23 protein-coding genes are annotated in these 24,355 nt (G+C 47.2%); 20 read left to right on the forward strand and 3 right to left on the reverse strand.

What is annotated here, in order from left to right:
• Positions 1–14 precede the first annotated feature (14 nt).
• From C5O19_RS07525 to C5O19_RS07590, 14 genes are all read left to right on the forward strand, one after another.
• Positions 15–590 (forward strand): hypothetical protein, encoded by a 576-nt coding sequence (locus C5O19_RS07525; protein WP_104711008.1) that lies wholly within the window; start codon positions 15–17, stop codon positions 588–590.
• A 102-nt stretch (positions 591–692) separates the two neighbouring features.
• Positions 693–1,760, forward strand: coding sequence for a M42 family metallopeptidase (locus C5O19_RS07530; protein ID WP_104711011.1), 1,068 nt, complete (start codon positions 693–695; stop codon positions 1,758–1,760).
• Between the two features lie 196 nt (positions 1,761–1,956).
• Positions 1,957–2,541: a DUF502 domain-containing protein gene (locus C5O19_RS07535; RefSeq protein ID WP_104711013.1), complete on the forward strand. Its 585-nt coding sequence runs from the start codon at positions 1,957–1,959 to the stop codon at positions 2,539–2,541.
• A gap of 129 nt (positions 2,542–2,670) precedes the next feature.
• Positions 2,671–3,234, forward strand: coding sequence for a hypothetical protein (locus tag C5O19_RS07540; protein WP_133163322.1), 564 nt, complete (start codon positions 2,671–2,673; stop codon positions 3,232–3,234).
• A gap of 157 nt (positions 3,235–3,391) precedes the next feature.
• Positions 3,392–4,627 carry a 3-phosphoshikimate 1-carboxyvinyltransferase gene (locus tag C5O19_RS07545; protein ID WP_104711016.1) on the forward strand — a complete coding sequence of 412 codons (1,236 nt, stop codon included), beginning with the start codon at positions 3,392–3,394 and terminating at the stop codon, positions 4,625–4,627.
• Between the two features lie 356 nt (positions 4,628–4,983).
• A complete protein-coding gene (locus C5O19_RS07550; RefSeq protein WP_094815374.1) occupies positions 4,984–5,565 on the forward strand; it encodes a Crp/Fnr family transcriptional regulator in 582 nt (193 codons plus the stop codon).
• Positions 5,566–5,620: 55 nt separating this feature from the next.
• Positions 5,621–6,901, forward strand: coding sequence for an NCS2 family permease (locus tag C5O19_RS07555; RefSeq protein WP_243406345.1), 1,281 nt, complete (start codon positions 5,621–5,623; stop codon positions 6,899–6,901).
• Between the two features lie 12 nt (positions 6,902–6,913).
• Positions 6,914–7,765: a 5'-methylthioadenosine/adenosylhomocysteine nucleosidase gene (locus C5O19_RS07560; RefSeq protein ID WP_104711020.1), complete on the forward strand. Its 852-nt coding sequence runs from the start codon at positions 6,914–6,916 to the stop codon at positions 7,763–7,765.
• Between the two features lie 85 nt (positions 7,766–7,850).
• Positions 7,851–8,948: an Ldh family oxidoreductase gene (locus C5O19_RS07565; RefSeq protein WP_104711022.1), complete on the forward strand. Its 1,098-nt coding sequence runs from the start codon at positions 7,851–7,853 to the stop codon at positions 8,946–8,948.
• A gap of 13 nt (positions 8,949–8,961) precedes the next feature.
• A complete protein-coding gene (mltG, locus tag C5O19_RS07570) occupies positions 8,962–10,002 on the forward strand; it encodes an endolytic transglycosylase MltG (RefSeq protein WP_104711024.1) in 1,041 nt (346 codons plus the stop codon).
• A gap of 65 nt (positions 10,003–10,067) precedes the next feature.
• Positions 10,068–10,484, forward strand: coding sequence for an acyl-CoA thioesterase (locus C5O19_RS07575; protein ID WP_104711027.1), 417 nt, complete (start codon positions 10,068–10,070; stop codon positions 10,482–10,484).
• Between the two features lie 60 nt (positions 10,485–10,544).
• The gene (locus tag C5O19_RS07580) at positions 10,545–11,474 is read left to right on the forward strand and encodes a YihY/virulence factor BrkB family protein (RefSeq protein WP_104711029.1); all 930 of its coding nucleotides are present in this window, start codon (positions 10,545–10,547) and stop codon (positions 11,472–11,474) included.
• Between the two features lie 23 nt (positions 11,475–11,497).
• Positions 11,498–12,448: a glycosyltransferase gene (locus C5O19_RS07585; protein ID WP_165795963.1), complete on the forward strand. Its 951-nt coding sequence runs from the start codon at positions 11,498–11,500 to the stop codon at positions 12,446–12,448.
• Between the two features lie 28 nt (positions 12,449–12,476).
• Positions 12,477–13,094 carry an L-threonylcarbamoyladenylate synthase gene (locus C5O19_RS07590; protein ID WP_104711033.1) on the forward strand — a complete coding sequence of 206 codons (618 nt, stop codon included), beginning with the start codon at positions 12,477–12,479 and terminating at the stop codon, positions 13,092–13,094.
• A 54-nt stretch (positions 13,095–13,148) separates the two neighbouring features.
• Here the strand turns inward: C5O19_RS07590 and C5O19_RS07595 are convergent, their stop codons facing one another.
• Positions 13,149–14,024 carry a lysophospholipid acyltransferase family protein gene (locus C5O19_RS07595; RefSeq protein WP_104711035.1) on the reverse strand — a complete coding sequence of 292 codons (876 nt, stop codon included), beginning with the start codon at positions 14,022–14,024 and terminating at the stop codon, positions 13,149–13,151.
• A gap of 119 nt (positions 14,025–14,143) precedes the next feature.
• On the opposite strand from C5O19_RS07595, the gene C5O19_RS07600 reads away from it, so the two are divergent.
• Positions 14,144–14,812 (forward strand): WbqC family protein, encoded by a 669-nt coding sequence (locus C5O19_RS07600; RefSeq protein WP_104711037.1) that lies wholly within the window; start codon positions 14,144–14,146, stop codon positions 14,810–14,812.
• 95 nt (positions 14,813–14,907) lie between these two features.
• On the forward strand, positions 14,908–17,433 hold the full coding sequence (locus C5O19_RS07605; protein WP_104711039.1) for an ATP-dependent Clp protease ATP-binding subunit: 2,526 nt from the start codon (positions 14,908–14,910) through the stop codon (positions 17,431–17,433).
• A gap of 53 nt (positions 17,434–17,486) precedes the next feature.
• Here the strand turns inward: C5O19_RS07605 and C5O19_RS07610 are convergent, their stop codons facing one another.
• Positions 17,487–18,089: a pseudouridine synthase gene (locus tag C5O19_RS07610; protein WP_207766388.1), complete on the reverse strand. Its 603-nt coding sequence runs from the start codon at positions 18,087–18,089 to the stop codon at positions 17,487–17,489.
• 352 nt (positions 18,090–18,441) lie between these two features.
• Between C5O19_RS07610 and C5O19_RS07615 the strand changes: the two genes are divergently transcribed.
• The 3 genes from C5O19_RS07615 to C5O19_RS07625 all read left to right on the forward strand — a co-directional run bounded on the left by C5O19_RS07615 (position 18,442) and on the right by C5O19_RS07625 (position 22,649).
• Positions 18,442–18,678, forward strand: a complete 237-nt coding sequence (locus C5O19_RS07615; RefSeq protein ID WP_104711042.1) for a DUF3820 family protein — start codon at positions 18,442–18,444, stop codon at positions 18,676–18,678.
• Positions 18,675–19,061: a ribosomal maturation YjgA family protein gene (locus C5O19_RS07620; protein WP_104711043.1), complete on the forward strand. Its 387-nt coding sequence runs from the start codon at positions 18,675–18,677 to the stop codon at positions 19,059–19,061. The genes C5O19_RS07615 and C5O19_RS07620 overlap by 4 nt, the downstream gene beginning before the upstream one ends.
• A gap of 285 nt (positions 19,062–19,346) precedes the next feature.
• Positions 19,347–22,649: a sialate O-acetylesterase gene (locus tag C5O19_RS07625; RefSeq protein ID WP_165795964.1), complete on the forward strand. Its 3,303-nt coding sequence runs from the start codon at positions 19,347–19,349 to the stop codon at positions 22,647–22,649.
• Positions 22,650–22,752: 103 nt separating this feature from the next.
• Here the strand turns inward: C5O19_RS07625 and C5O19_RS07630 are convergent, their stop codons facing one another.
• Entirely contained in the window at positions 22,753–23,208 is a 456-nt protein-coding gene (locus C5O19_RS07630; RefSeq protein WP_104711047.1) for a GNAT family N-acetyltransferase, read from the reverse strand.
• A gap of 276 nt (positions 23,209–23,484) precedes the next feature.
• Between C5O19_RS07630 and hisG the strand changes: the two genes are divergently transcribed.
• Positions 23,485–24,348, forward strand: coding sequence for an ATP phosphoribosyltransferase (gene hisG / locus C5O19_RS07635; protein ID WP_094815414.1), 864 nt, complete (start codon positions 23,485–23,487; stop codon positions 24,346–24,348).
• Positions 24,349–24,355 lie beyond the last annotated feature (7 nt).

Raw genomic sequence — 24,355 nt, forward strand, 5'->3', positions numbered from 1 at the left:
CTTCGACATCAACTATGCTACTTGTACAATCGTTAAGTCAGAATATTCCCATTGCCGTGCTCGAAGCGGTCACGTTTATGAGTTTGGCGGCCGGTTTAGGCTGGTTACTGGGCCGCCGGGCTTTACACGGTAAGATCGACGCGATGCAAATGCAAATTGCTACCAAACGGGTAGAATTGGAGCATTGTCGCGAGTCAAAGACGAATCCGCCCAAGCCGAAACCACCCGTTCCCGTTGTTGTGGAAGAACTGCCGTTGATGGAAATTCCGATGGACATAACGCCGGCGGAAGGGATTCCGGGAATCACAACCGGAACGGCCGCTCCGATCTTATACGAAGAACCGGATGATCTGAAAGTGATAGAAGGGATCGGTCCCAAAATCGAGCAGCTGTTAAATAATGAAGGTATTTCCAGCTTCACCCAGCTAGCCGCTACTTCGCCCGAGCGGATTAAAGAAATCCTGAATGCCGCCGGTTCCCGGTTTCAGATGCATGATCCTACGACCTGGCCTGATCAGGCCAAATTAGCTACGCAGGGACGTTGGGTGGAACTGAAAGAATGGCAGGACGAACTGCGAAAAGGAAGGTAAACGGTCCGAATTTTTAGTACCATTCAGCGAACGAATCATGCGTAATTTTGCTGGTTTTTTCGTTCTTAGTACCTACACATCATTATCATTTTCCATCCTATTATGACTGAAAGTAGCAAAACCTTTCTCTATCAATACCTGAATAACCCTTCTCCAACGGGATTTGAAGCCGCAGGACAACGGATTTGGCTGGATTATCTTAAACCTTACATTGACGACTATATCGTCGATACTTACGGCACCGTAGTAGGCATTATTAATCCCGGGCAGCCGTATAAGGTGGTGATCGAAGCACACTCGGATGAAATTTCCTGGTTTGTTAATTACATTTCCGATGATGGGTACATCTACGTCCGTCGGAATGGTGGTTCGGATGCCGTGATTGCTCCGTCCAAGCGTGTCAATATTCACACCAAAAAAGGAATCGTCAAAGGCATTTTCGGCTGGCCTGCCATTCACGTACGCGATCTGGCAAAGGACACCGCTCCCAAGGTAACGGACCTGACGATCGATTGCGGGGCTACCAAAAAAGAATTGGAGGAAAAAGGCGTTCACGTGGGTTGTGTAGTAACCTTCGAAGACGAGTTGACGGAACTCAACGATCGGTACTACGTAGGTCGGGCGTTGGATAACCGGATCGGCGGCTTCATGATTGCCGAAGTAGCTCGCATGCTGAAGGAAAATAACGTTTCCCTACCGTTTACGCTCTATGTAGTCAATGCCGTACAGGAAGAAATCGGTCTTCGCGGGGCTGAGATGATTGCCCGTCGCCTGAAAGCGGACGTGGCCATCTGTACCGATGTTACTCACGATACTACGTCACCCCGGTACGACAAGAAAGAACAGGGAGACTTGAAATGCGGAGGTGGTCCCGTGTTGTGCTACGGTCCGGCCGTACAGAATAACCTGCTGGACTTCCTAATCGGAGTAGCCGAAGAAAAGCAAATTGCGTTTCAGCGGCAGGCCGTAAGTCGCTCAACGGGAACCGATACGGATTCGTTTGCCTACGCCGCTGAAGGAACGGCTTCCGCCCTGATCTCTCTGCCGCTCAAGTACATGCACACGACGGTAGAAACCGTACACAAACAGGATGTAGAAGAAGTCATTCGGCTGATGTACGAGACCTTACTGAAACTGGAAGCAGGCCAGGATTTTCGATATCTAACCTAAACGCTACGTTCATTAGTAAGAACCTAGGCCAATTTAGGTAATACAACGAATAGAAATATAAAAAGAGCCGTATGCCCCTAAGCGTACGGCTCTTTTTATATTTCTATAGTCAGTAAGATTTTAAATGACAGAACGATGAACTTTGACGAAGGAATCCGAATTGTAGAATAGATTCCCCCTTCCATCTATTTCTTCCATGAAAAAAAGAATAATCAATCGCTTTGTCAGTTACTTCATTCGCGGGTTGTTGTTGATTGCTCCGTTGTTCTTCACGGGCTACATTTTATACCAGGCATTTTTATACCTTGACGGACTAATTCCCGTAGGAATCGGTACGGGTGAAAATCAGGTTCGCCTCTGGGGAGTAGGGATGGTTATTGTGTTAGCTATTGTCTTTCTGGTGGGTTTTCTGGGGTCAACGTTTGTCATTATTCCCGTATTTAATCTCTTTGAAGAGTTTATTAATCGCCTTCCACTGGTACGAATTATTTATTCTTCCCTGAAAGATTTAACCTCCGCTTTCGTCGGCGATAAGAAAAAATTTAATCAGCCCGTGCTCGTCAAAATGGATACGAATACGGAATTATACCGGCTGGGATTCTTAACCCAATCTGATCTTTCGGAGTGGGATTTACCCGGATCTGTAGCGGTTTATTTCCCCCAATCGTACGCATTTTCGGGACATTTATTTATCCTACCGAAGGAACACGTAAAGCCCGTAAAAGCCAACGCAACGGAAGTGATGAAGTTTATTGTTTCTGGTGGCGTCTCCATTCATTAATCCTAAACAGACTTTAGGTGTCTGTGGAGTAAGCAAGGGATTACATACCTTTGTTTGAAACCCTAGGGTAAGAAATACGTTTTGTTAATACGATACGTTTGCTCTGTACCTCCATCCGTACTTGAAACCATGAAATGGCTACTCTTTTTACTTGCAATACTCTGGGCACCCGCTTTGTACGCCCAGCAACCTCCTTCACCAACGGGCCGGGCCATGACATCCCGGCAAACGATCAGATACATTGCTGTGGATTATCCAGGGGGGCGAAAGCGATTTTTCGCGGGTGATGAATTTGTTTTTAAAGCCAAAGGCCAGAGCGGAAAAATCCGTGATAACATCTTCGCGGTAACCGATTCAACGCTCGTATTTGCGGATTTTAGTGAAATCACGAATCAGCAAGAATATACCGAATACCGTTTGTCAGACATTCGGAAAGTGTACTTTATGAAAGGAAGTTCGCTGGCTACGCAAGCTGGGTATTTACTGCCCGCGGCCGGAGCGTTGTATTTTATCATGGATTTCTTTGGTCCGGTTTGGAACAGAGAATTGAAGGGATCATCGCTGGAGTTGACTTCCTCGACGGCTATTGTCAGTGGTGGTTTGATTGGCCTAGGTGCTTTATGCTACAAGTCCACGCACAAAGCCATGAAAATTGGTCACCGGAATCGTTTGAAAGTACTGCAAACGTTTTAAAAGAAGCAGTAAATAGGAGAGGGGCTACTTCCGGAAATTACCGGTAAGTAGCCCCTTCTTTAGTATCCAGGGGAATCAGTTTGTCAGAAAACCGGGCAAAACCCGCGAAAATGAATAATTTTGGCCTTGCAATCACCGATCTATTTTCTGTACTGTTTTGAAAAAGCTTTTCCTGCATAAGATCACTCAGCCTTTTCAGGCCCAAATTCAGTTACCGGCGTCCAAGTCAGAGTCCAACCGTGCTCTAATCCTCAACGCTCTGGCGGGGGGAACGGGATCGCTCAGCAACCTGTCAGAAGCTCGCGATACCCAGACCATGCAGCGACTGCTGCAACGCGATGAACCCGTAGCCGATGTACTCGACGCGGGTACAACCATGCGTTTTCTGACGGCCTACTATGCAGCGGCTAACCGCCAGAAAGTAATGACCGGAACGGCCCGGATGCAGGAACGGCCCATTGGCATTTTAGTAGAGGCGTTACGGGAATTGGGAGCCCGCATCACGTATCAGAACAAGGAGGGTTATCCACCGCTTCAGCTCGAAGGTTTTTCGTACGCGGGTACGAAAGATCTGACCATGCGAGGTGACGTCAGTAGCCAGTTTATTTCGGCCATTCTGATGATTGCTCCCACCTTACCAGAAGGTCTGACACTACATCTGACGGGTCAACTTGGGTCGATTCCGTACATTGAAATGACCATCCAGCAGATGCGGCAGTTTGGAGCAGACGTTACGGCAGATTGGGAAAACCGCCAGATTCGGGTGGCCGCTCAGCCGTACCAGTCGAGCGATTACGCCGTTGAGTCCGATTGGTCCGCCGCCAGTTACTGGTACAGTCTCGTTGCTCTGGGACCCGAAGGATCGGAAGTCGAACTGTTGGGTTTAAAAGAAAATTCGTTACAGGGAGATTCTGCCATCATTGCTATTATGCAACAGTTGGGGGTTAAAAGTACGTATACCGGACGGGGTTTTCACCTGACCCAAATTCCTGCCGAAAAGTCTTTTAGCTGGGATTTTACCCATTGCCCTGATCTGGCTCAAACCATTGCCGTCATTGCCGCTGTAAAGGGAATTCCGGCCGAGTTTACGGGTATAGAAAGTCTGAAAGTAAAAGAAACGGATCGTGTACTGGCCATTCAACAGGAGTTGCAAAAGTTTGATGCAAACCTGGTCGAAGAAGAAGCAAATACGAAGTACCGTATTGTAACCAATGAACAAACTAGTTGGGATCGGGCAGGTACCTCAATTCATACCTATGAAGATCACCGAATGGCTATGGCTTTTGCTCCATTAGCGATGTGTACAAATCTAGAAATTGACGATGCTTCCGTAGTCGTAAAATCTTATCCTCACTTCTGGGAGGATTTGGGGAAAATAATTACCATTTCCTAATCACTAGTACTCAATTAGTACATAGGAAAGTAAGGACTTTTAGCAAATGAGGTGATCTGCTGAAAGTCCTTACTTTTTCGTTTAGGGTAGTTTGATTGTTTAATTACACTTTTATCAAAAGAGGGTAGTTAACGTTTTTCTAGGCTACCCCCTAAATATTAGCTAGTGGAACTTATAAATTAACTTATTTTAAGGAATAGGAGGTATTCTTAAGTTAATTCGTTAATATTCAAGTATGAAATGTTTAAAGAATAAGTAAAAAGTCATCTTTCCTAAGCAATTTAAGTGTGCAAAATCTAAGAAAATTTCTTACTTTAGCCCCTGATTAAACCGCCGTTACATATTTCCTGAAAATTATGCTCTCTGAAACGATCACCCAGCCCTTATTGTCCTACATCCGGCGATATGTCGAGCTGTCTAATGAGGATGTGCAGTCTATCAACGGTGCGTATGAAACACGCACGTTTAAGAAAGGAGACTATTTTATTCACCAAGGAGATCACATTGATGAAGTTGCTTTTATCATCGAAGGTGTGATGCGGGTTTTTCGTACGGACAAGGGTAAGGAAGTTACCTTGTTTTTGAAAGACGAGAATTCTTTTGTAACCAGTGTAACGGGATATTCAGCCCATCGCCTGAGTCCCTACACCGTACAAGCCTTGGAGGATTCTACCTTGCTGGTCATGAACAGTGAGCGTCGTAAGGCTCTTTTTGAAGAATCCCTGGCGTATCAACGTTTCTCCATGATGATGCTGGAGCGTACCATCCAGGATATGGAAGGACGTATTGATTCACAGATTGCTGACAATGCGGCCCGCCGTTACCTACGCCTGTTACAGGACCATCCCTCGCTGATTCAACGTGTTCCGCAGTACCATTTAGCTTCGTATCTGGGCGTTACCCCGGAGTCCCTGAGTCGTCTGCGTAAATATCTTTAATTAGAAAAGATTCGTATTTTGATCTTTTTTGATGGAAATTGGGGACATGAAATCTATGGATCATGTCCCCATTTCTATTCGTACTGAATTACTAGCCGGCGTCACCAGTTTTCTAGCCACTGCGTATATCGTGGTAGTTAATCCCTCCGTTTTATCCCTCGCCGGAATGCCCTTCTCGGGCGTATTAACCGCTACCGTTCTCGTTTGCTTCTTCTGTAGCCTGATGATGGGATTGTATGCTAAAAGCCCTTATGTGGTGGCTCCAGGCATGGGTCTCAACGCGTTTTTTACGTTTACGGTCGTGCAGGGCATGAAGGTCCCCGTACCCACGGCTTTGGGTGCCGTATTCTGGTCGGGCGTTTTCTTTCTGATCATTTCGCTGTTTAACGTACGCGTCCTGCTTATTAAAACCATCCCTAAATCGCTGCGATACGGTATTGCCGCTGGCATTGGGTTATTCATTACGCTCATTGGTTTTAGTAACGCCAAATTCGTTGTCGCTAACCCGGCAACCATGATTAGCATTGGTCCACTCACGCCCGCGGTTTGTACCTTTCTGGTAGGCCTGCTTCTGACGGCGGTTCTTATGCAGAAGAAAGTACACGGAGCCCTGCTTTGGGGAATTGTACTGACTACATTACTAGCCTTATTGCCCGGTCGGCTGGATGATGGTCCACGATTGGTCAACTGGCAGGGGGTAGTAGCCGCCCCGGATTTCAGTTTGCTTTTTCAGCTCGATCTGAAAGGTTCCCTGAGCTGGTCGCTGGCACCCGTCATCTTTGCTTTTGTGTTTACCGATCTGTTCGACAGCCTGAGCACGTTTGTAGGCCTGGCGGAAGCCACGGGCCGACTGGATGCCGACGGAGAGCCGCTGATGCTGAAAGAATCTTTACTCACTGATGCGGTATCGACTACGCTGGCGGGACTGGTCGGTACGAGTCCCGGTACGGCTTATGTCGAGTCAGCGGTTGGTATTGAAGCCGGAGGACGTACCGGATTAACCGCCATTACGGCAGCGTTCTGTTTTCTGCCCTGTTTGTTTTTATCGCCCTTGTTGAGCATGGTGCCTTCCGTGGCCACGGCCCCATCGCTGGTGCTGGTGGGGGTGCTTATGATGAAAACGGTTACCCGAATTCCTTGGGACGAGTGGGAGGAAGCGGTACCCGCTTTTCTGGCCATGGTACTCATTCCCTTTAGCTATAGCATTACGCAAGGAATCATTTGGGGCTTTTTAAGTTATGCGGTGCTAAAAGCAGCCAGTGGTAAGTTTCGTGAATTACCTTTGGCTTTTTGGTGCATCATTGCTTTGTGCGTGGCCGCCTTGATCGTAGAATAAGCTCCTTACTTCATGAAAATTTGTACACTCGTACTCGTAGGTTTGCTCGGAATCTGTTTTAATCTTTCTGCTCAGCTTACCTATTCCACTACGCCGGACGCTCAAACCAAATTCCCCCGAAAAAGTAATAATCTGACGGCGATTATGGGTGCTTTCGCTGATGAAGTAGAAGTGCTTAAAAAAGAAATAAAAGGTCGTCGTGAACAACACATCGAAGGATTGACGTTCTACACGGGTAGTTTGGAAGGTCGGAAAATTGTATTGGTGCAGGGTGGAATCGGAAAGGTAAACGCTGCGTTAACCACGACGTTACTGTTGGAACATTTTCGGCCCCGCGAAGTGATTTTCACGGGAATCGCCGGGGGCCTAAATCCAAAATATCAGCCCGGAGATATTGTAATGGCTACCAAAGTGGCTTACCATGATTACGGCCGTGTCTTGAAAGAGGGAATGACGGTTCGACCCACGCGTAATCCGTATAATTTTCAGGAAAACCCGCTGTATTTCCCGGCTGACTCATCGTTGTTACTCGTAGCAGGGGTCGTGATTCCGAAAGTAAAGCTGGAAAAAGTGGGTAATTATCAACCGACCATTTACAGCGGTACCGTCGTAACGGGTGACGTTTTTATGGCTTCTGATTCCGCCAGTCTACACATCCGTCGGACCATGCAGGCCGATGCCATTGAGATGGAAGGGGCGGCCGTCAGTCAGATTTGCTGGCAGCAACGCGTACCCTTTCTGATCATTCGCAGTCTTTCAGATAATGCCAACCATTCGGCTTCAGTAGACATGCATACCTACGGACCGATTGCGGCCCGAAACTCAGCGGCTTTGGTAAAAGCCTTGCTCGAACGCCTGAAGTGATCCCTCAATCTTTTTCCATTCTGACCTTCAACTGATATTTTTGTACCGAAAAACTAAGTCACGCTGGTCGTGATTGTACGTGTGAATGATTGATCATCGATTACTTAATACCTTCGTTCGGGACATTTTTCTAGCCATGGGTTGCCCCGAATCCGAAGCTACGCTGGCGGCTAATGTGCTGGTTTCTGCCGATCTACGCGGCATTGATTCCCACGGCGTGGCCCGATTGTCCGGTTATGTCCGGCTGATGGATCACGGTCGTCTGAATCCGAAACCCCAGATGCGGATCGTCCATGAAACGCCCTCTACTGCCGTTCTGGATGGTGATGCTGGTTTAGGACTCGTCGTGGCTCCACGAGCCATGGAGATTGCGATGGAAAAGGCCGACAAAGTAGGTACGGGCTGGGTGGCGGTACGAAATTCCAACCATTTCGGTATTGCCGGTTATCATGCCTCCATGGCCCTGGAACGGGATATGATCGGCTGGTCCATGACCCACGCCGGACCGCTGGTGACACCGACCTTTTCGAAAGAGCGACTCCTCGGAACGAATCCCATCTGCGTAGCCATGCCCGCTAAGGAAGAACCACCCTTTTTGCTGGATATGGCCACTACAACGGCCGCTTACGGCAAGCTGGAAATTCTCCAGCGGAAAAATCTGGATACGCCCACCGGTTGGGTACAGGATGCCGAAGGGCAGCCTACTACTGATGCGAATGCCGTACGGAAGGGCGGAGCCCTGCTACCGCTGGGGGGTGATCGTGAACACGGCAGTCATAAAGGCTACGGACTGGGAGCGATGGTCGATTTATTTTCGGGCGTACTTTCTGGAGCCAACTACGGACCTTGGGTACCTCCCTTTGCTACGGCTGGTTTCATGGCTGCCGAAGAAGGTGTAGGCATTGGGACGGGTCATTTTCTGGGGGCCATGCGGGTGGATGCGTTCCGACCAGCGGATGAATTTAAAAGCCATTTAGACCAATGGATTCGTAGATTCCGCTCGGCGGAAGGACTGAACGGGGAAAGTGTACGCATCCCGGGCGATCCGGAGCGGGAAATGGAAGCCATTCGTCGGACGGAAGGAATTCCGGTATTAGCTCCTGTAATCGCTGATTTAAAAAGCCTGGGCGAACGTTTCGGCGTATGCTTTCCCGGCGAAATGAATAATTCTCCTAGCGTGTAACCTATTTCGACCCATGGTTCGTAATAAATTCTTCAAATACTTTATCATCATCGTATCCATTCTGGCTCCGATTGTCTCGTTTTATCTCTGGCAGATTTTTTACACGGCCAATTTGAACACGGAGAAAGACCGGGATTTCTATTTATTAATTCCCAGTAAATCAGCTCGTTTTGAAACCGTTATTGATTCGTTGAAAGCCAATAAAATGGTAAACAACGAAATGTATTTTCGCTTTCTGTCGAAGGTTCTCAAGTACCCTGACCACGTGAAACCGGGTCGTTATAGAATCAAACCGAATACGGGCAATTACGAAGTGATTAAAGCCTTACGTTCGGGCAATCAGGCGGCTGTAAAACTGACCTTTAACAACGTCCGTCTCAAACAAGATCTGGTTGAGAAAATTGGCAATAAGTTTGAATTTGACTCAACGGAATTCAAGCGGATGCTGAATGATCCAGCCGTTTGTCAGTTCTATGGCTTTACGCCCGAAACCATTCTCTGTATGTTTCTGCCCAATACGTACGAGGTATACTGGAATACAACACCGCAGAAGCTGATGGGTCGGATGAAGTCGGAGTACGACAAATTCTGGACGAATGATCGGAAAGCTAAAGCAAAAGCCGTGGGTTTATCTCCCGTAGAAGTAATCACATTGGCTAGCATCGTAGAGGCAGAAACCAAGAAGAAGGACGAAAAACCACGGGTGGCGGGCGTGTATCTGAATCGTCTGGCGATATCGGAGCCGCTACGGGCCGATCCGACCGTTATTTACGCCATTGGAGATTTTGGCATCAAGCGACTGCTTCACCATCAACTCCTGTACAAGTCTCCGTACAATACCTACATCAATACGGGATTGCCGCCGGGGCCGATCAACCTGCCTGAGCCTTCGTCGATCGATGCCGTACTGAACCGGGAAAAGCACGATTACCTGTATTTCTGTGCGAGTCCCAAACTGAATGGCTACCACATTTTTGCGGTTACCTACGAAGAACACCTACGCAACGCCAAATTGTACCAAGAAGCGTTGAACCAGTTAGGAATTAAAAAATAAACCAAGTATCCTACGGGCGGATGATTCTTCGATGAATGATCCGCCCGTATTTAATTATACAGTGAATGGCTTTTCAGCATGAGCATACGTACCGGGTTTGTTATGCCGATACGGATCAGATGGGATATATGTACTACGGCAATTACGCCCGGCTTTATGAAATTGGCCGCGTGGAAGCGTTGCGTAGTTTAGGTTTTGCCTATAAGGTTCTGGAAGAGTCGGGTGTGATGATGCCCGTTTATGAAATGAAAACGCGGTATTTAAAACCGGCCCGTTACGACGAATTACTCACCATCCAAACGCGTATTCAGCAGTTACCCGCCGCCCGAATCGTCTTCCATTTTGAGTTGTTTAATGAATCGAACGTTCTTTTAAATACGGGAGAGGTGACACTGGTGTTCATCAACCGTGAAACCAACCGACCGATCATGGCCCCTACTGCCTTGTTGGGTAAACTACAGCCGTACTTTCTCAAAGAATAAGGTAACCAGAAGCCTGTTCACTTTTTTCAACCCACCCCACGTGTGTATTAAGCAACAGCAATGGCGAAACTTTCCCGTAAACATAAGCCCCTTCAACGCGTACAGACCTTTTTAAGAAATGTACGCATTCGGCGAAGAAGCTTTTCTTTGTATCACTTGCTTCGGGTACTCTTTGCCAATGTTCTGCAGTTTGACATTGACCAGCGGGCTACGGCAGTGGCCTATAGTTTTACCCTGGCTCTTTTTCCGGCGATTATTTTTCTGTTTACGCTGATTCCCTACGTACCCATTGAAGGCCTTGATGATCAGATTATGACTTTTCTCGCCGATGCCATGCCGCGGGGAATTTATAAAGAAGTATTACCTACCATTGAAGATATTGTGAGTCGAAAACGGAGCGGCGTACTGTCCTTTGGTTTTGTGTTTGCGATGTTTTCGGCAACCAATGGAATGATTGCTCTGATGCGAGCCTTTAACATCGCTCAGCGGACGCACGATGAACGGGGATTTATCAAAACCCGGCTTATATCCATCTTACTGACCGTGCTGCTGGCGGTCGTACTATTGGTTGCCGTTGGGGTACTCGTTGTCGGACGAATTGTGGTGGATATTTTGGTTGAACGTCGTCTGATTAATGTTGATTCCACGTATTCGTTCGTAGAGGGCATTAGTTACCTGACCGTTTTTGTAGTCTTGTTTATGGCCGTTTCCATTATTTACTACATTGCTCCGGCTTTACATAAACGCTGGCGATTCTTCAATGCGGGTTCGGTCACGGCTTCGCTGTTAATCATTCTGATTACGCAGGGCTTTTCGTACTATCTCTCGAACTTTGCCAGCTACAACCGGCTATACGGAGCGGTGGGTACGCTAGTGGCTTTGATGATCTGGCTGTATCTAGTAGCTCTGGTACTGATTCTGGGTTTTGAGATTAACCAGAGTTTGGATGACGCTTCCAAGCAAGCAGAAAAAGAATATAAGCAGGAATAGAAAGAATAACTGTTACCATGGGGATGAAGCAGGAGCCCTTAGTTTCGATCATTTGTCTGAGTTACAACCACGAACGTTTCGTAGCTGAATGCCTGCAATCGGTGTTTATCCAGACCTACCCAGCCCTAGAGTTGATCGTCGTCGATGATTTCAGTAAAGACCGAAGCGTATCCATCATCGAAAGCCTGTTACGGCACCAGGACAAGTTTATCCAAAACTGTAATAACCAGGGCGTGTGTCAAAGTTTCAATCGGGGACTAGCTCAGGCGAAAGGTAAATACATTGTGGATCTGGCGGCGGATGATCTACTTTTCCCCGATACGATTGCCAAGCAAGTGGCTTATTTTGAAACGCTTTCGGAGGAATACGGGGCCATTTTCGGCGATGCCGTACTGATTAGTGAAACGGGAAAGAAACTAGGGACTTGGTATAAACGTGATGCTCAAGGAAAGCGGTTACAGCCCGTTCCTTCCGGAGACGTGTTTGCGGCTGTATTGGCTGGCACGCCCATTTTGACAGTGACGGCCATGACACGTCGGTCGGTGTATGAGGCTCTGGACGGTTACGACGAAAGTCTTCTGTATGAAGATTTTGATTTTCTCGTACGAGCTTCCCGCCGCTGGAAATACGGCTTTAAAGATGAATGCTGGGTAAAGTACCGGCAGGTGAAAGGTTCGCATTCGAAGCAGCAGCAACTTCGGCGTACGCAGCAGATGGAATCCACCTGGAAGGTATGCGAAAAAGCCGCTGTTCTGGTCCAAACGCCAGAGGAAATTTCGGCTCTGCTCATTCGGTTGCGAAATGGTCTTCGGCAATGTTTTTTCCTGGAACACTATGCACTGGGAGCTCAGTACGCGGCCTTATACCGACGATTCAAACCGTTGCCTTCGTCCTTGCAAGCGATTGCCTGGGCCTGTCAATTAAAAATTCCGTTTTATCAGGTATACCGAACCTATCAGAAATTACGACGATAAGTCGGTAGCTTTTTTATCCCGAATCCATATGCCTGCTGAATTTCTGTCTATTCATCCCATAAATCCCGAGCCTCGTAAAATTGCCCGGGTATTGGAAGTACTTCGCCAGGGTGGTATTGTTATCTACCCAACTGATACCGTTTATGGTATGGGTGGCGATATTCACAATGCCCGTACCATCGAGCGGATTGCTCAGGTCAAAGGGATTAAGCTCGAAAAGAGCGACTTCTCCATCATTTGTAATGACTTGAGTCATATTTCCGATTACGCCAAGGTTTCGGATGTGGCCTTCAAAACAATGAAGAAAGTGTTGCCAGGTCCGTATACGTTTGTACTAACGGCCAATACGCAACTACCGCGAACGCTGAATCCTCGGAAAAAAACGATTGGTATCCGGATTCCCGATCACGCCATTACCCGGGAAATTGTCAGTCAGCTGGGGCATCCTATTGTGACCACGTCCATCAAATCCGACGATGATTTCATGGAGTACCCGACGGACCCTGAAGAGATTTTCCACCAGTTTCAGCACAAGGTTGATCTGGTAATTGATGGCGGACCAGGTGGGCTGATCCCTTCCACGATCCTGGATGCTACCGATACCGATTTCGAAGTGATTCGTCAGGGGTTAGGGGAGTGGGAATAAAAGATTCCAAATAAAAAGGGGACTGAATTGAATTCAGTCCCCTTTTTATTTGGGCTAAGCCAGTACCATTTCGTCTTCGGTCGGATGCGTTTCGCGTTTGTGTTTCCAACGTTTGTGCGACCAGAGCCAGAGTTCGGGTTGTTCTCGTAACATAGTTTCCAGCCAGCGAACGTAATGTTCTGTCAACAGACCGGGCTCAATGTCTTTGTAGGAGGGCTCGGCAATCAGTTCCAGGTGAAAGCTGTAATGACCCCGTTTAATTTTTCTGATTTTTCCAAACAGCAGAGGCGTATTGAACTTACGGGCCAATTTTTCGGTACCCGTAAAAAAGTCGGTTTCCTGATGAAAGAAGGTTGACCAGTACGCTGAATCGGGGTGATGCGGGGCCTGATCTGCTAAGGTACCAATAACCCGGGGTTCGTTCTTGCGCGTAATCATATCTCGCAGAATCGTATGCATAGAGACGGGCTTGATGCCAAAACGGGAACGGATTGCCAGCATAAAACGCTCAAAGAATGAGTTCGAGAGCGGCTTGTAAATGACATCAGCCGGAATACCATCATTCGCAATACTCAGCGAAATCCACTCCCAGTTCATCTGGTGACCTAGCATGACAAATACCGTCTTTTTCTGACGAATAAGATTGTGCAGAACCTCGGAATTTTCTAATTTCATTCGACGAGCGATCGACTGCCGTGAGATGGTCAGAGACTTTACGGTTTCCACCATCAGATCACAGAAGTTACGAAAGAACTTTTTAGCAATGGCCTGTCGTTCAGCCTCTGATTTCTCGGGAAATGCCGCCGCTAAGTTTCCTAATACTACCTGTTTCCGGTAACCGAAAACGTAGTAAATCAGTACAAATAAGAAATCGGAAAACCAATACAGTACGGTGAGGGGTAAGCGAGATATGACTTGGAAAAATACCATTTATGCAATCAATAGATTCAAAAAAATATACGTACCAACTATATAACTACAAAAATTAAAAAATAATTTGATACTTGATATTTTTTCCTTTTCTTTAAAAAAGAGATCCTTAAGTACAAATGTCGGAAAGTAAGCGTTTCGTTGTAGAATTACAGTATTTACCAGGTTTAGAATTTTGGACGTGTGGAGCATCGTTTGACACGATCCTGCTTGAAAGCCACGAGCATTTTCAAAAGCAGACTTTCCGAAATCGCTGTCAAATTCTGACCAGTCAGGGCATCGATACATTAGTAGTCCCCGTACTTGAAGGCAGAAGTCAGCAAAAGACGCTCATTCGGGACATTCGAATTGATTACCGGCAGCCCTGGTTGAAACGACATTGGGGAGCTATTGAGTCAGCGTATCGGAAAACGCCTTACTTTGAGTACTTCGAAGAGCGTTTTAAACAAGTATACGAACGGAAACCTGACTTTTTGTTCGATCTAAACCTGGATATGCTGACAGTTTGTCGGGATCTGTTGCGGTTAAAAATCAATTTTGACTATACCAGCCAGTATGAGAAAACGTATGGAAATGAAGCTTTTGATGCTAGAGGCCTGATTTCTCCTAAAATAAGTTATCAGGAGCGACCGTTTTATAAACCCATTGCCTACCGACAAAATTTTGGGGAACAGTTTTTTCCTAACCTTAGTATTCTTGATTTATTATTTTGTCAGGGAAATGAAGCCTTGAGCATTCTGAAAGCTTCAACCAACTATACACCCTTTGAGTCTTCGCTGGACGTATAATTCCCGATAATTTTAGTAGAGATTCTGATCCTAAATTGAACAATAGCTGTTCTTCCGGCGTTAGCCGAGTAATAGAAACACGCTAAACCTTAAGTATGGAAGCAAAATTTTCAAACCGCGTGAAGGAAGTCATCTCCCTGAGTAGAGAGGAAGCTCTGCGACTTGGACATGATTACATCGGGACAGAGCATTTGCTTTTGGGTATGATTCGTGAAGGCGAAGGCGTAGCCGTGGCCCTGTTGAAAAAATTAAGTATCAACCTCGATGAGTTGCGAATGACTATCGAGCAAGCTACCAAGGGTACGGCAACGCACAGCGTTCGGAACATGGCCAATATTCCTTTGACTCGTCAGTCCGAGAAAGTTCTTAAAATGACCCATTTGGAGGCAAAAGTCTTCAAGACCCAGTTGATTGGCACTGAACACGTACTGTTGGCGATCCTTCGGGATGAGGACAACATTGCGACTCAGATTCTCCATAAGTTTAACGTTAACTACGAAATCGTTAAGGAAATGCTGGAATATCAATCGAACCCGAATATCAATGCCGGCCCGGATACGGACGACAATGATGAAGACAGCCGCATGTTCGGTTCCAGCCCTCGTAGTGAGTCCGGTAAGCCTGGTGCAGAAAAATCCCGTACACCCGTACTGGATAATTTTGGCCGTGATCTTACCAAGCTGGCCGAATTAGGCAAACTCGATCCCATCGTGGGTCGTGAGAAAGAAATTGAGCGGGTTGCTCAGATTCTTTCTCGTCGTAAAAAGAATAACCCGATTTTGATCGGTGAGCCTGGCGTTGGTAAAACAGCCATTGCTGAAGGTCTGGCCCTTCGGATTGTTCAGAAGAAAGTAAGCCGAGTGTTGTTTGGCAAACGCGTTGTAACGCTGGATCTGGCTTCTTTGGTCGCTGGTACTAAATACCGTGGTCAGTTCGAAGAACGGATGAAGGCTGTGATGAACGAGTTGGAAAAATCGCCCGAGGTCATTCTCTTCATTGATGAGATTCATACCATCGTGGGAGCTGGTGGAGCTTCTGGTTCGCTGGACGCCTCTAATATGTTTAAACCTGCTCTGGCTCGCGGTGATATTCAATGCATTGGTGCTACTACGTTGGACGAGTATCGTCAGTACATCGAGAAAGATGGTGCGTTGGCCCGTCGGTTCCAGATGGTAATGGTGGATGCTACCAGCATTGAAGAAACGGTTGAGATTCTTAATAACATCAAAGATAAATACGAGGAACACCACCACGTAAATTATACTCCGGAAGCTTTAGAAGCAGCTGTTAAGTTGTCAGAACGTTATATTTCTGATCGTTTCCTGCCTGATAAGGCCATTGATGTATTGGACGAAGTAGGTGCTCGCGTACACATCAATAATATCTCGGTACCCGAAGACATCATTCAACTGGAAGAAGCCGTTGAAGAAGTCAAAAAGCAGAAAAATCAAGTCGTAAAATCGCAGAAATACGAAGAAGCGGCTCAACTGCGGGATCGGGAGAAGAAATTACTCGAACAACTCGACCGTGCTAAACAACGCTGGGAAGAAGATACCAAGACGCGTCGCTATACCGTTACGGAAGATAACGTAGCCGAAGTAGTAGCAATGATGACAGGTATTCCTGTACGTAGCGTTTCAACCGATGAAGGAAAGAAACTGCTGACGCTGGCGGAAGATTTGAAAGGTAAAGTAATTGGTCAGGAGTCAGCCATTGAAAAACTGGCGAAAGCTATTCAGCGTACGCGAGTAGGTCTGAAAGATCCGAAGAAACCAATCGGTTCCTTTATCTTCCTGGGCCCAACGGGTGTAGGTAAGACGGAGTTAGCGAAAGTACTGGCCTCTCATTTATTCGACAAAGAAGATTCGCTCGTTCGGATCGATATGTCGGAGTACATGGAGAAATTCAGCGTAAGCCGTCTGGTAGGAGCTCCTCCAGGATACGTGGGTTACGAAGAAGGCGGTCAATTGACGGAGAAAATTCGTCGTAAACCATACTCCGTTGTACTGCTTGACGAGATCGAAAAAGCTCACCCGGATGTATTTAACATTCTGCTCCAGGTACTGGATGACGGTATCCTGACGGATGGTTTAGGCCGTCGGGTTGACTTCCGAAATACGATCATTATCATGACTTCGAACATCGGAGCCCGTGATTTGAAAGACTTCGGTACGGGTATCGGTTTCGCCACCAAAACACGGGTAGAAGGTCAGGATGAAGCCGTGAAAAGCACGATTCAGAATGCCTTGCGTAAAGCGTTCTCACCTGAGTTCCTGAACCGTTTGGATGATGTGATTGTGTTTAACTCACTCGAACGCGAACACCTGCACCGGATCATTGAACTGATGTTAGGCAAACTCTTCGCCCGTATCACCACATTGGGATACCGCGTTGAGCTGACGGAAGCTGCCAAAGACTTCCTCGCCAAGAAAGGTTACGATCCGCAGTACGGTGCTCGTCCGCTGAACCGGGCCATCCAGCGTTATCTGGAAGATCCCGTAGCGGAAGAAATCCTGAAGGGTGATTTAGCCGAAGGAGATATCCTGCTGGCTGACCACGATGGAACCAGTGAAACACTGACCATTACGGCGAAAAAGCCAGAAACGATTACCGAAGAATAAACGGTAAAACATTCAGAAAGGAGCGGTGAAAGCCGCTCCTTTTTTTTGTCCTATCAATTAGGATAAGGAATCTTGAGCTTAGCAAAAAATTCGGATTCGGGAATTTCCCGTACTTGACCCGGTTGTAAATCCCCCAGAGTTAGATCTTCAATCGCTACCCGAATGAGTCGCTGACAATGGTGACGCACCGCCTTTAGCATCTTACGGATTTGACGAAATTTTCCCTCCGTCAACGAAATCAGTAACCACGTATGGGGTCGATCGTCAGGATACGACCAGCCACTTTCAAACAGTCCATCCGGCTTCTCCACAATTTCTACTTCACAGGGTGTCGTTATATAGTGTAAAGCCCCGGAAATCTGAATGGGTACACCCGTTCGCAACTGCTGTAACGTAGCCGGACTGACCTGTTTATAGACCTGTACTAAGTATTGGCGTAAGTGAGGGGTTTGGCTTTCAAAGAGCAAGCGGGTCACTTGCTGGTTGGTGGTGAGTAGCAACAAACCTTCGGAGGTACTGTCGAGTCGACCAATGCAATGGGTTCCCGCAGGAAAATCGTAAGCTAATTCACCCAGCATAGGTAGAGATTCGGCTCCGGTAAATTGGGATAACATTCGGAAAGGTTTATTCACAATAAAATAGCGGTGGATGCTCATACTAATTACTAACTATTTATCAGGGATTTAAATCCTTAATTTAGATTTTTATACTTAAAAAAGAACATTAAAAAAATAATCAATTTTCTGAAAAATTGTAGAACTCAAATCTTTCATCCAACCAAGTTTTAACGATTCGTGTCTTTAGAAGAATAAGCGGTATTACACAGCTTAACAAAGTTTTTAAAACCAACCTAATAAACCTTATTCTGTAATGAAATCTGACTAAAACAAATTTTTATTCCGCTTAACACTGAATTGCATTTGCTGTTTCATTACTCAATACAAATAGATAAAAGAACTAAGACTTCTAGTTTTGTTACCTGTTTCAAATAAAAGTACGACTCATTGCATGGAAGAATCACCTCAGTTGAACCCTCAATTATTTCAACAACTGTTGACATATCGGATGCCTTACGGCAAACATAAGGGACAACTGCTCAGACAGTTGCCCATTTCCTATCTTGAATGGTTTGCCCGAAAGGGGTTTCCGGAAGGAAAGTTAGGCCTATTGCTTCGTTCGTTCTACGAAATCAAGCTCAACGGACTGGAATACTTATTAAATGAGGCTGAGGCTTTTCGGCAATGATCAAGTCTAACCGGGCCACGTACGCAGCATTATTATTCATAACTATTAGTTTAGGTCTGATTGGCAGGCGTTTAGCTTTTGTGCCATTGGCTGTAGGGGATGCCCTGTGGGCCGTAGCCGTTTTCTGGGTCCTGCACCTGCTCAATCCGCAAGCCAAAACCTCGCGACTAGCCCTTTTTGCCCTACTGATCAGTTATGCTATCGAATTCAGTCAGCTTTGGCAAGCTTCCTGGCTGGTGAAACTCCGGTCGACGTTGCCGGGAAAACTGCTGTTAGGCCAGGGCTTCCTGTATTCGGATTTGATTGCTTACTCGTTGGGAATAAGTGTGGTAGTACTTATAAAGTGGTATATATCCACTAAGATTAGCAAACGTGCGACCTGATAGACAGTTTGTTAAATAATCTTAAACCTTCTGTCAAAATACTGGTTTCTCTCTAGGATTAAGACCTAGCCTATCTTTCTCAGCTTATATTTGCGAGTTTTTTGTTCCCAGCCAACAACCATTGTGTACATTAATAGGCTCTATGCTATGACATTAAATTCTATTTTTAAGTACTGTCTTTTTCTCAGCTGCTTAGCGTTTTCAACCTCAGCTTTTAGCCAATTAAAGATTACTTTTCCCGTTGAACGGATTGTTTTTCAACGCAACAATGCCAACTCGGCCAATGTGACTGTTGCCGGTAGTTTCACGAACAATGCCGACCGGATCGAAGCCCGTTTCGTCGCTCGGAATGGCGGAAATACTACGAACTGGACGCCAGTGTCGTCGGGTAGTGGTAACTTTCAGGGTACGGTTTCAGTATCCGGTGGTTGGTATAATGTGGAAGTACGGGCCATGGCCGGCGGCAACGTTCTGGAAAGCACTACACTCGAACGCGTTGGGGTGGGAGAGGTGTTTGTGATTGCTGGACAGTCGAACGCCCAGGGGCGGGAAGATCAAACGGACATACCTGAACCACAAGATGAGCGAATCAACGTTGTTACTAACTTTTCGGGTAACCTAACTAACCAAGATCCTACCTCTGCTTTTCCAAAGTTTGAGAAGATGACGGCCCACGTTAAGTATGCCCCTTACGGATACACTGCTTGGCATTGGGGATACTTGGGTGATTTAATTGCAGCTCGCTACAATGTACCTGTGCTATTTGTCAACTCAGCTTACTCCGCAACGAGTATTAAAAACTGGTACGAGAGTGCAAACGGATGGCCTACTAAAAACCCCTTCACGCCCGATAATTTACCGATGGGTTTGCCCTATGCGAACCTGAAAATTTCGCTACAATACTACGGAAATTTAACGGGTGTTCGGGGTGTTCTTTGGCATCAGGGCGAATACGACGGTAAAGCCGATACAAGTCCAGATGAATATTCTACTCATCTGAAGACTGTAATTGATAAATCACGATCTGATTTTGGCGGTAAAAATATTTCCTGGATGATCGCCCGAGCTTCTTTGTATGTCGACAATGGAAATATTACAAAGACGAATGCTCGAACGATTCAGGGGCAGAACCTAACGGTTCAAAGAGTGTCAAACTGTTTTTATGGCCCAGAAACAGACAATATTCAGAACCCGCGTGACCCGCGAGATCCTGCTCACTTTTACGGTTCTGAAAACCATAAAAAGCACGCTCAGGCTTGGTTTGAAAGTATCGTGAGTTCTAATTTTCTTTCCAGTTCACAACCGCAGTCAGCAGCGGATATGCTACAGGTAACGTTTGCCTGCCGAGCAAAAAATCAATTTAATCTGGGCATTGCCGGGCGATCTGGCCAATACTGGATTAGCAGTGATGGAAGTAATCAAACCGCTGGTAGCATTGTCGGTCAATCCGGAAAAACCTATTATGCTCGCGTAAAGGATGGTTCCGGTAACTCCGCTTTTGCTCCGCCCTTTATTGTACCAAATGACATCGGTACGCCTTCTGTCGTAGCAAACAGTACGACCTTCTGCGTGGGTAGCCAAGTTACACTGACGGCCAACGGAGGCGGTACTAACTTTGTCTGGAGCAACGGACAAACTGGGAAGTCGATTACGGTAAAGCAATCTGGTGCGTATTCGGTACGTATTAATGATGGCAGCGGGTGTGAATCGCCTACATCGGCAGCGGTACAAATTACGCAGACCGAACCGGGACCGGGTCCAACTCTCACATCTTCTACTAAAGTCATTTGTCCGGGTTCTACGGTCACGCTCAGTGCTCCCGCCGGAAAAAATTACGTATGGAGTACGGGCGAAACGGGTACGTCGATCAGCGTGAAAACGGCCGGTTCGTACACGGCTAAGGAAAAAGACCCTGCTACGGGTTGTGAGTCGCTTAGCTCTTCGGCATTAGCCTTGACGATGGGTACCACGCCCACGGCTCCAACGATTGCTACCTCCGATAAAATCAAAGACATTTGTCCGGGTACTGAAGTGACACTGGCAGCTAGCAACGGAATGAACTACCGCTGGAATACGGGCCAAGCCAACACGGCTAGCTTAAAAGTCACGCAAGGGGGAAGCTATACGGCTCAGACGGTCGATAACGATGGTTGCGTGTCGCCCACTTCGAATGCTATTATCGTATCGTATTCTCCTAAACCAGATAAACCGAATATTGCTGCTTCAGGAGCAACGGCCTTCTGCGATGGAAAAAATGTAACGCTTACGGCTAGTCAGGGTAATTCCTACGTCTGGTCGAATCAATCCGATAGCCGGGCTATTACGGTAAGCGAATCCGGTGAATTTACGGTCTATACCGTCAATGCCAACGGCTGCCGCTCGGATGCTTCCGATAAAGTAGTAGTAACTGTATACCCCTTACCCACGAAACCTACCGTAGTAGCTCAAGGCCCAACGGCGATCTGTTCAGGTGCGGCCGTTACGCTCGCGTCTTCGGTTACGGCAGCTTCGTATCAGTGGAGTAATGGAGCCTCTGGTGCTTCGATTCAAACCACGCAGGCCGGTACGTACAGCGTGACCGTGAAAGATGCGTTTGGCTGCGGATCCGCTTCTTCCGACCCCATCACGGTAACGGTGAATCCTCGTCCGGAAAAACCAACGATTACCGTAGTTGGATCAACGACTTTCTGCGAAGATAAGAGTGTAACGCTACAAGCCGTTTCCTCAGAAGCAGGCGTGGTGTGGAATACGGGTGAAACGGCTCAATCGCTGGTCATTTCGAAAGCTGGTTCTTTCTCAGTACAAGCGAAAAATACGTTCAACTGTCTGTCCGCCACCTCGGATGCGGTTACGACTAGCGTCCGTCCGCTGCCTGCCGCTCCAACCATCACAGCTTCCGGAGCCCTAGAATTCTGCGAAGGCGGTAGGGTTACGCTGACCTCTAATAACAATAGCTTGAAGCATACCTGGATAGGTACCAGCGATGCTGGCAACCGCGTTACCGTTCAGGAGTCGGGCAATTATACGGCCCAGGTAACGGATAATATTGGTTGTACGTCTCCCGTTTCGAACGTACTGACTGTAAAAGTAAATCCGCTACCAACAGAACCGACTATCACCAAAGTAGGAACGTACAAGTTACAGGCGGGTGGTACGGGTAAGAACTTTTATTGGAGACGCGGAACGGATTCACTGGCCACCGACGAAGCCGTCATTAAAGCTACGGCTTCGGGTACGTACTCGGTGCGTTCGGAGCTGGTGTATACGCTGTCATCGGGCAGAACGCTTTCGTGTTACTCCGCTAAAAACAGTACCCTCAATTTTGTGCTCGATCCGTTAAGCCAGGACATCAGTATCTATCCTAATCCCTCGCCTAATGGTCGTGTAACGCTGGAGACGTTGAAAGGTCTGAAGAATGTAACCGTACGTTTGTTTACACCCACGGGCCACCAGATTCTGGAGAAAAAAATAGGTTCACTGGACGATACGCAAACCATCGAAATCCAGGATAATTCAGGCTTGCTTATTTTGGTAATCGACGCGGATGGTTTCCATACCAGCCGACGGATTATGGTAAGTGGAAATTAAGAATACCAATAGAAAGTTCAGTCCATTCAATACAAAAGGCCCCGTATCACCTACGGGGCCTTTTGTATTGAATGGAATACTCGGTGAAGTTCTGAACCACCCTCTACGCCTCCAGTATTTTCCGAAAGCAAACACTGTTTTCAACGCCGATGTACTGACCGTAATTGGGCGTGCGGGTGTATCCATTCTTTTCATACAGGCGAATGGCCTCCGGTTGGCGTTTGCCCGTCTCCAGTACGCAGACAGCAAAGCCCAATTCCTTAGCCCAGATTTCCAAGTTCTTTAGCACTAGCGAAGCAATACCCTGACTGCGGAAATCGGGATGAACGAACATACGTTTCACTTCAACCGTGTCTTCCGCAAAGGCTTTGATTGCTCCGCAGGCTACTGGCGTGTCATCAGCGTAGGCCACGATGACATGAGCAATGGCGTCAATTTTATTGAATTGAGCGTAAAAGGCGTGCTCGTCGCCGTCGCGTTGGTGCAGGTCACGGTCCAGTAGCGTAACCAGGCTACGAAAATCGGAATGTTCAGAATTGGTTCGAATCAAGGTAATCATGAAATGGGAGGCTTAGGTGTCATATAGGGGCAGAGACTACGGTTTTCAATGAGGAAACGAATCAAACGAAAAAAAGGCATATTCCCATCCTACTGCTCGGGTAGGAACGCCAACGAACAAAGGTTTATCGACAGGAAGGTATTCCAACGAAGGACATAGAAACTCACCGCTTGTGAAAGTCCTGGCTCCTGCATGATTCTTATTCCGGACGAATAGCTAATTTTGGAGCCTAATCGTATTCCCTTTGGGTAGAAGCCCGAAGTTTTAGATCTACTCATGAGCCAGGATTTCCTCCGTATAGCCGTTCAAAAGTCCGGTCGCCTCAGCGAAGACTCACTTACTCTTTTCAAGGAATGTGGAATTAAGTTTGATTCCAAAGCCGGTAAGCTTAAAACAACGTCCAGCAATTTCCCCGCCGAATTTCTCTTTCTCCGCGATGATGATATTCCCGGATACGTCGAAGATGGCGTAGCAGATATCGGCATCGTGGGCGAAAACGTTCAGGTCGAAACGGGCCGCAACGTGGACATCGCCAAGAAACTCGGCTTTTCCAAATGTCGCCTGTCCATCGCCATTCCTCGCGGGGATTCCTATCAGGGCGTACAGGATTTGCAAGGGCGTAGCATTGCCACCAGTTACCCGACCATTCTGGGTAACTTTCTGAAAGAAAATGAAATCGAAGCGGAAATTCACGAAATCAGTGGCTCCGTGGAGATTGCCCCCAGTATCGGTCTGGCCCACGCCGTGTGCGATATTGTTTCTTCGGGTAGCACGCTGCTGGCTAATGGTTTATCGGAAGTAGAAGTCATCTTTAAATCCGAAGCCGTGATGATTGCCCACCCCTCCCTGAGCGAAGCGAAGCGGGCAATTTTGTCGAAACTGCTGTTCCGGATTCACGCGGTACAAACGGCTAAAAACAACAAGTACATCGTACTGAATGCTCCCAACGAAAAGCTGGAAGCTATTACGGCTCTGCTGCCCGGGATGAAGGCCCCCACCATCGTTCCGCTGGGAACGGAAGGCTGGTCGGCCGTGCATTCGGTACTGAGTGAAGAAGATTTCTGGGATAAAATTGATGCCCTGCGTACGGCGGGTGCCGAAGGCATTCTGGTCGTACCGATCGAAAAAATGATTTACTAATCAGTGT

The organism is Siphonobacter curvatus, from assembly GCF_002943425.1.
GTDB lineage: Bacteria > Bacteroidota > Bacteroidia > Cytophagales > Spirosomataceae > Siphonobacter > Siphonobacter curvatus.

What these genes read in the sequence shown, in the direction of transcription:
- C5O19_RS07590 (WP_104711033.1), top strand. Translation starts at nt 12,477, where the DNA reads ATGCCTGCTGAATTTCTGTCTATTCATCCCATAAATCCCGAGCCTCGT.
- mltG (WP_104711024.1), top strand. Translation starts at nt 8,962, where the DNA reads ATGGTTCGTAATAAATTCTTCAAATACTTTATCATCATCGTATCCATT.
- C5O19_RS07560 (WP_104711020.1), top strand. Translation starts at nt 6,914, where the DNA reads ATGAAAATTTGTACACTCGTACTCGTAGGTTTGCTCGGAATCTGTTTT.
- C5O19_RS07600 (WP_104711037.1), top strand. Translation starts at nt 14,144, where the DNA reads ATGTCGGAAAGTAAGCGTTTCGTTGTAGAATTACAGTATTTACCAGGT.
- C5O19_RS07620 (WP_104711043.1), top strand. Translation starts at nt 18,675, where the DNA reads ATGATCAAGTCTAACCGGGCCACGTACGCAGCATTATTATTCATAACT.
- C5O19_RS07630 (WP_104711047.1), bottom strand. Translation starts at nt 23,208, where the DNA reads ATGATTACCTTGATTCGAACCAATTCTGAACATTCCGATTTTCGTAGC.
- C5O19_RS07580 (WP_104711029.1), top strand. Translation starts at nt 10,545, where the DNA reads ATGGCGAAACTTTCCCGTAAACATAAGCCCCTTCAACGCGTACAGACC.
- C5O19_RS07530 (WP_104711011.1), top strand. Translation starts at nt 693, where the DNA reads ATGACTGAAAGTAGCAAAACCTTTCTCTATCAATACCTGAATAACCCT.
- C5O19_RS07535 (WP_104711013.1), top strand. Translation starts at nt 1,957, where the DNA reads ATGAAAAAAAGAATAATCAATCGCTTTGTCAGTTACTTCATTCGCGGG.
- C5O19_RS07585 (WP_165795963.1), top strand. Translation starts at nt 11,498, where the DNA reads ATGAAGCAGGAGCCCTTAGTTTCGATCATTTGTCTGAGTTACAACCAC.
- C5O19_RS07615 (WP_104711042.1), top strand. Translation starts at nt 18,442, where the DNA reads ATGGAAGAATCACCTCAGTTGAACCCTCAATTATTTCAACAACTGTTG.
- C5O19_RS07565 (WP_104711022.1), top strand. Translation starts at nt 7,851, where the DNA reads ATGATTGATCATCGATTACTTAATACCTTCGTTCGGGACATTTTTCTA.
- C5O19_RS07595 (WP_104711035.1), bottom strand. Translation starts at nt 14,024, where the DNA reads ATGGTATTTTTCCAAGTCATATCTCGCTTACCCCTCACCGTACTGTAT.
- C5O19_RS07540 (WP_133163322.1), top strand. Translation starts at nt 2,671, where the DNA reads ATGAAATGGCTACTCTTTTTACTTGCAATACTCTGGGCACCCGCTTTG.
- C5O19_RS07575 (WP_104711027.1), top strand. Translation starts at nt 10,068, where the DNA reads ATGGCTTTTCAGCATGAGCATACGTACCGGGTTTGTTATGCCGATACG.
- C5O19_RS07605 (WP_104711039.1), top strand. Translation starts at nt 14,908, where the DNA reads ATGGAAGCAAAATTTTCAAACCGCGTGAAGGAAGTCATCTCCCTGAGT.
- hisG (WP_094815414.1), top strand. Translation starts at nt 23,485, where the DNA reads ATGAGCCAGGATTTCCTCCGTATAGCCGTTCAAAAGTCCGGTCGCCTC.
- C5O19_RS07550 (WP_094815374.1), top strand. Translation starts at nt 4,984, where the DNA reads ATGCTCTCTGAAACGATCACCCAGCCCTTATTGTCCTACATCCGGCGA.
- C5O19_RS07525 (WP_104711008.1), top strand. Translation starts at nt 15, where the DNA reads ATGCTACTTGTACAATCGTTAAGTCAGAATATTCCCATTGCCGTGCTC.
- C5O19_RS07555 (WP_243406345.1), top strand. Translation starts at nt 5,621, where the DNA reads ATGGATCATGTCCCCATTTCTATTCGTACTGAATTACTAGCCGGCGTC.
- C5O19_RS07610 (WP_207766388.1), bottom strand. Translation starts at nt 18,089, where the DNA reads ATGAGCATCCACCGCTATTTTATTGTGAATAAACCTTTCCGAATGTTA.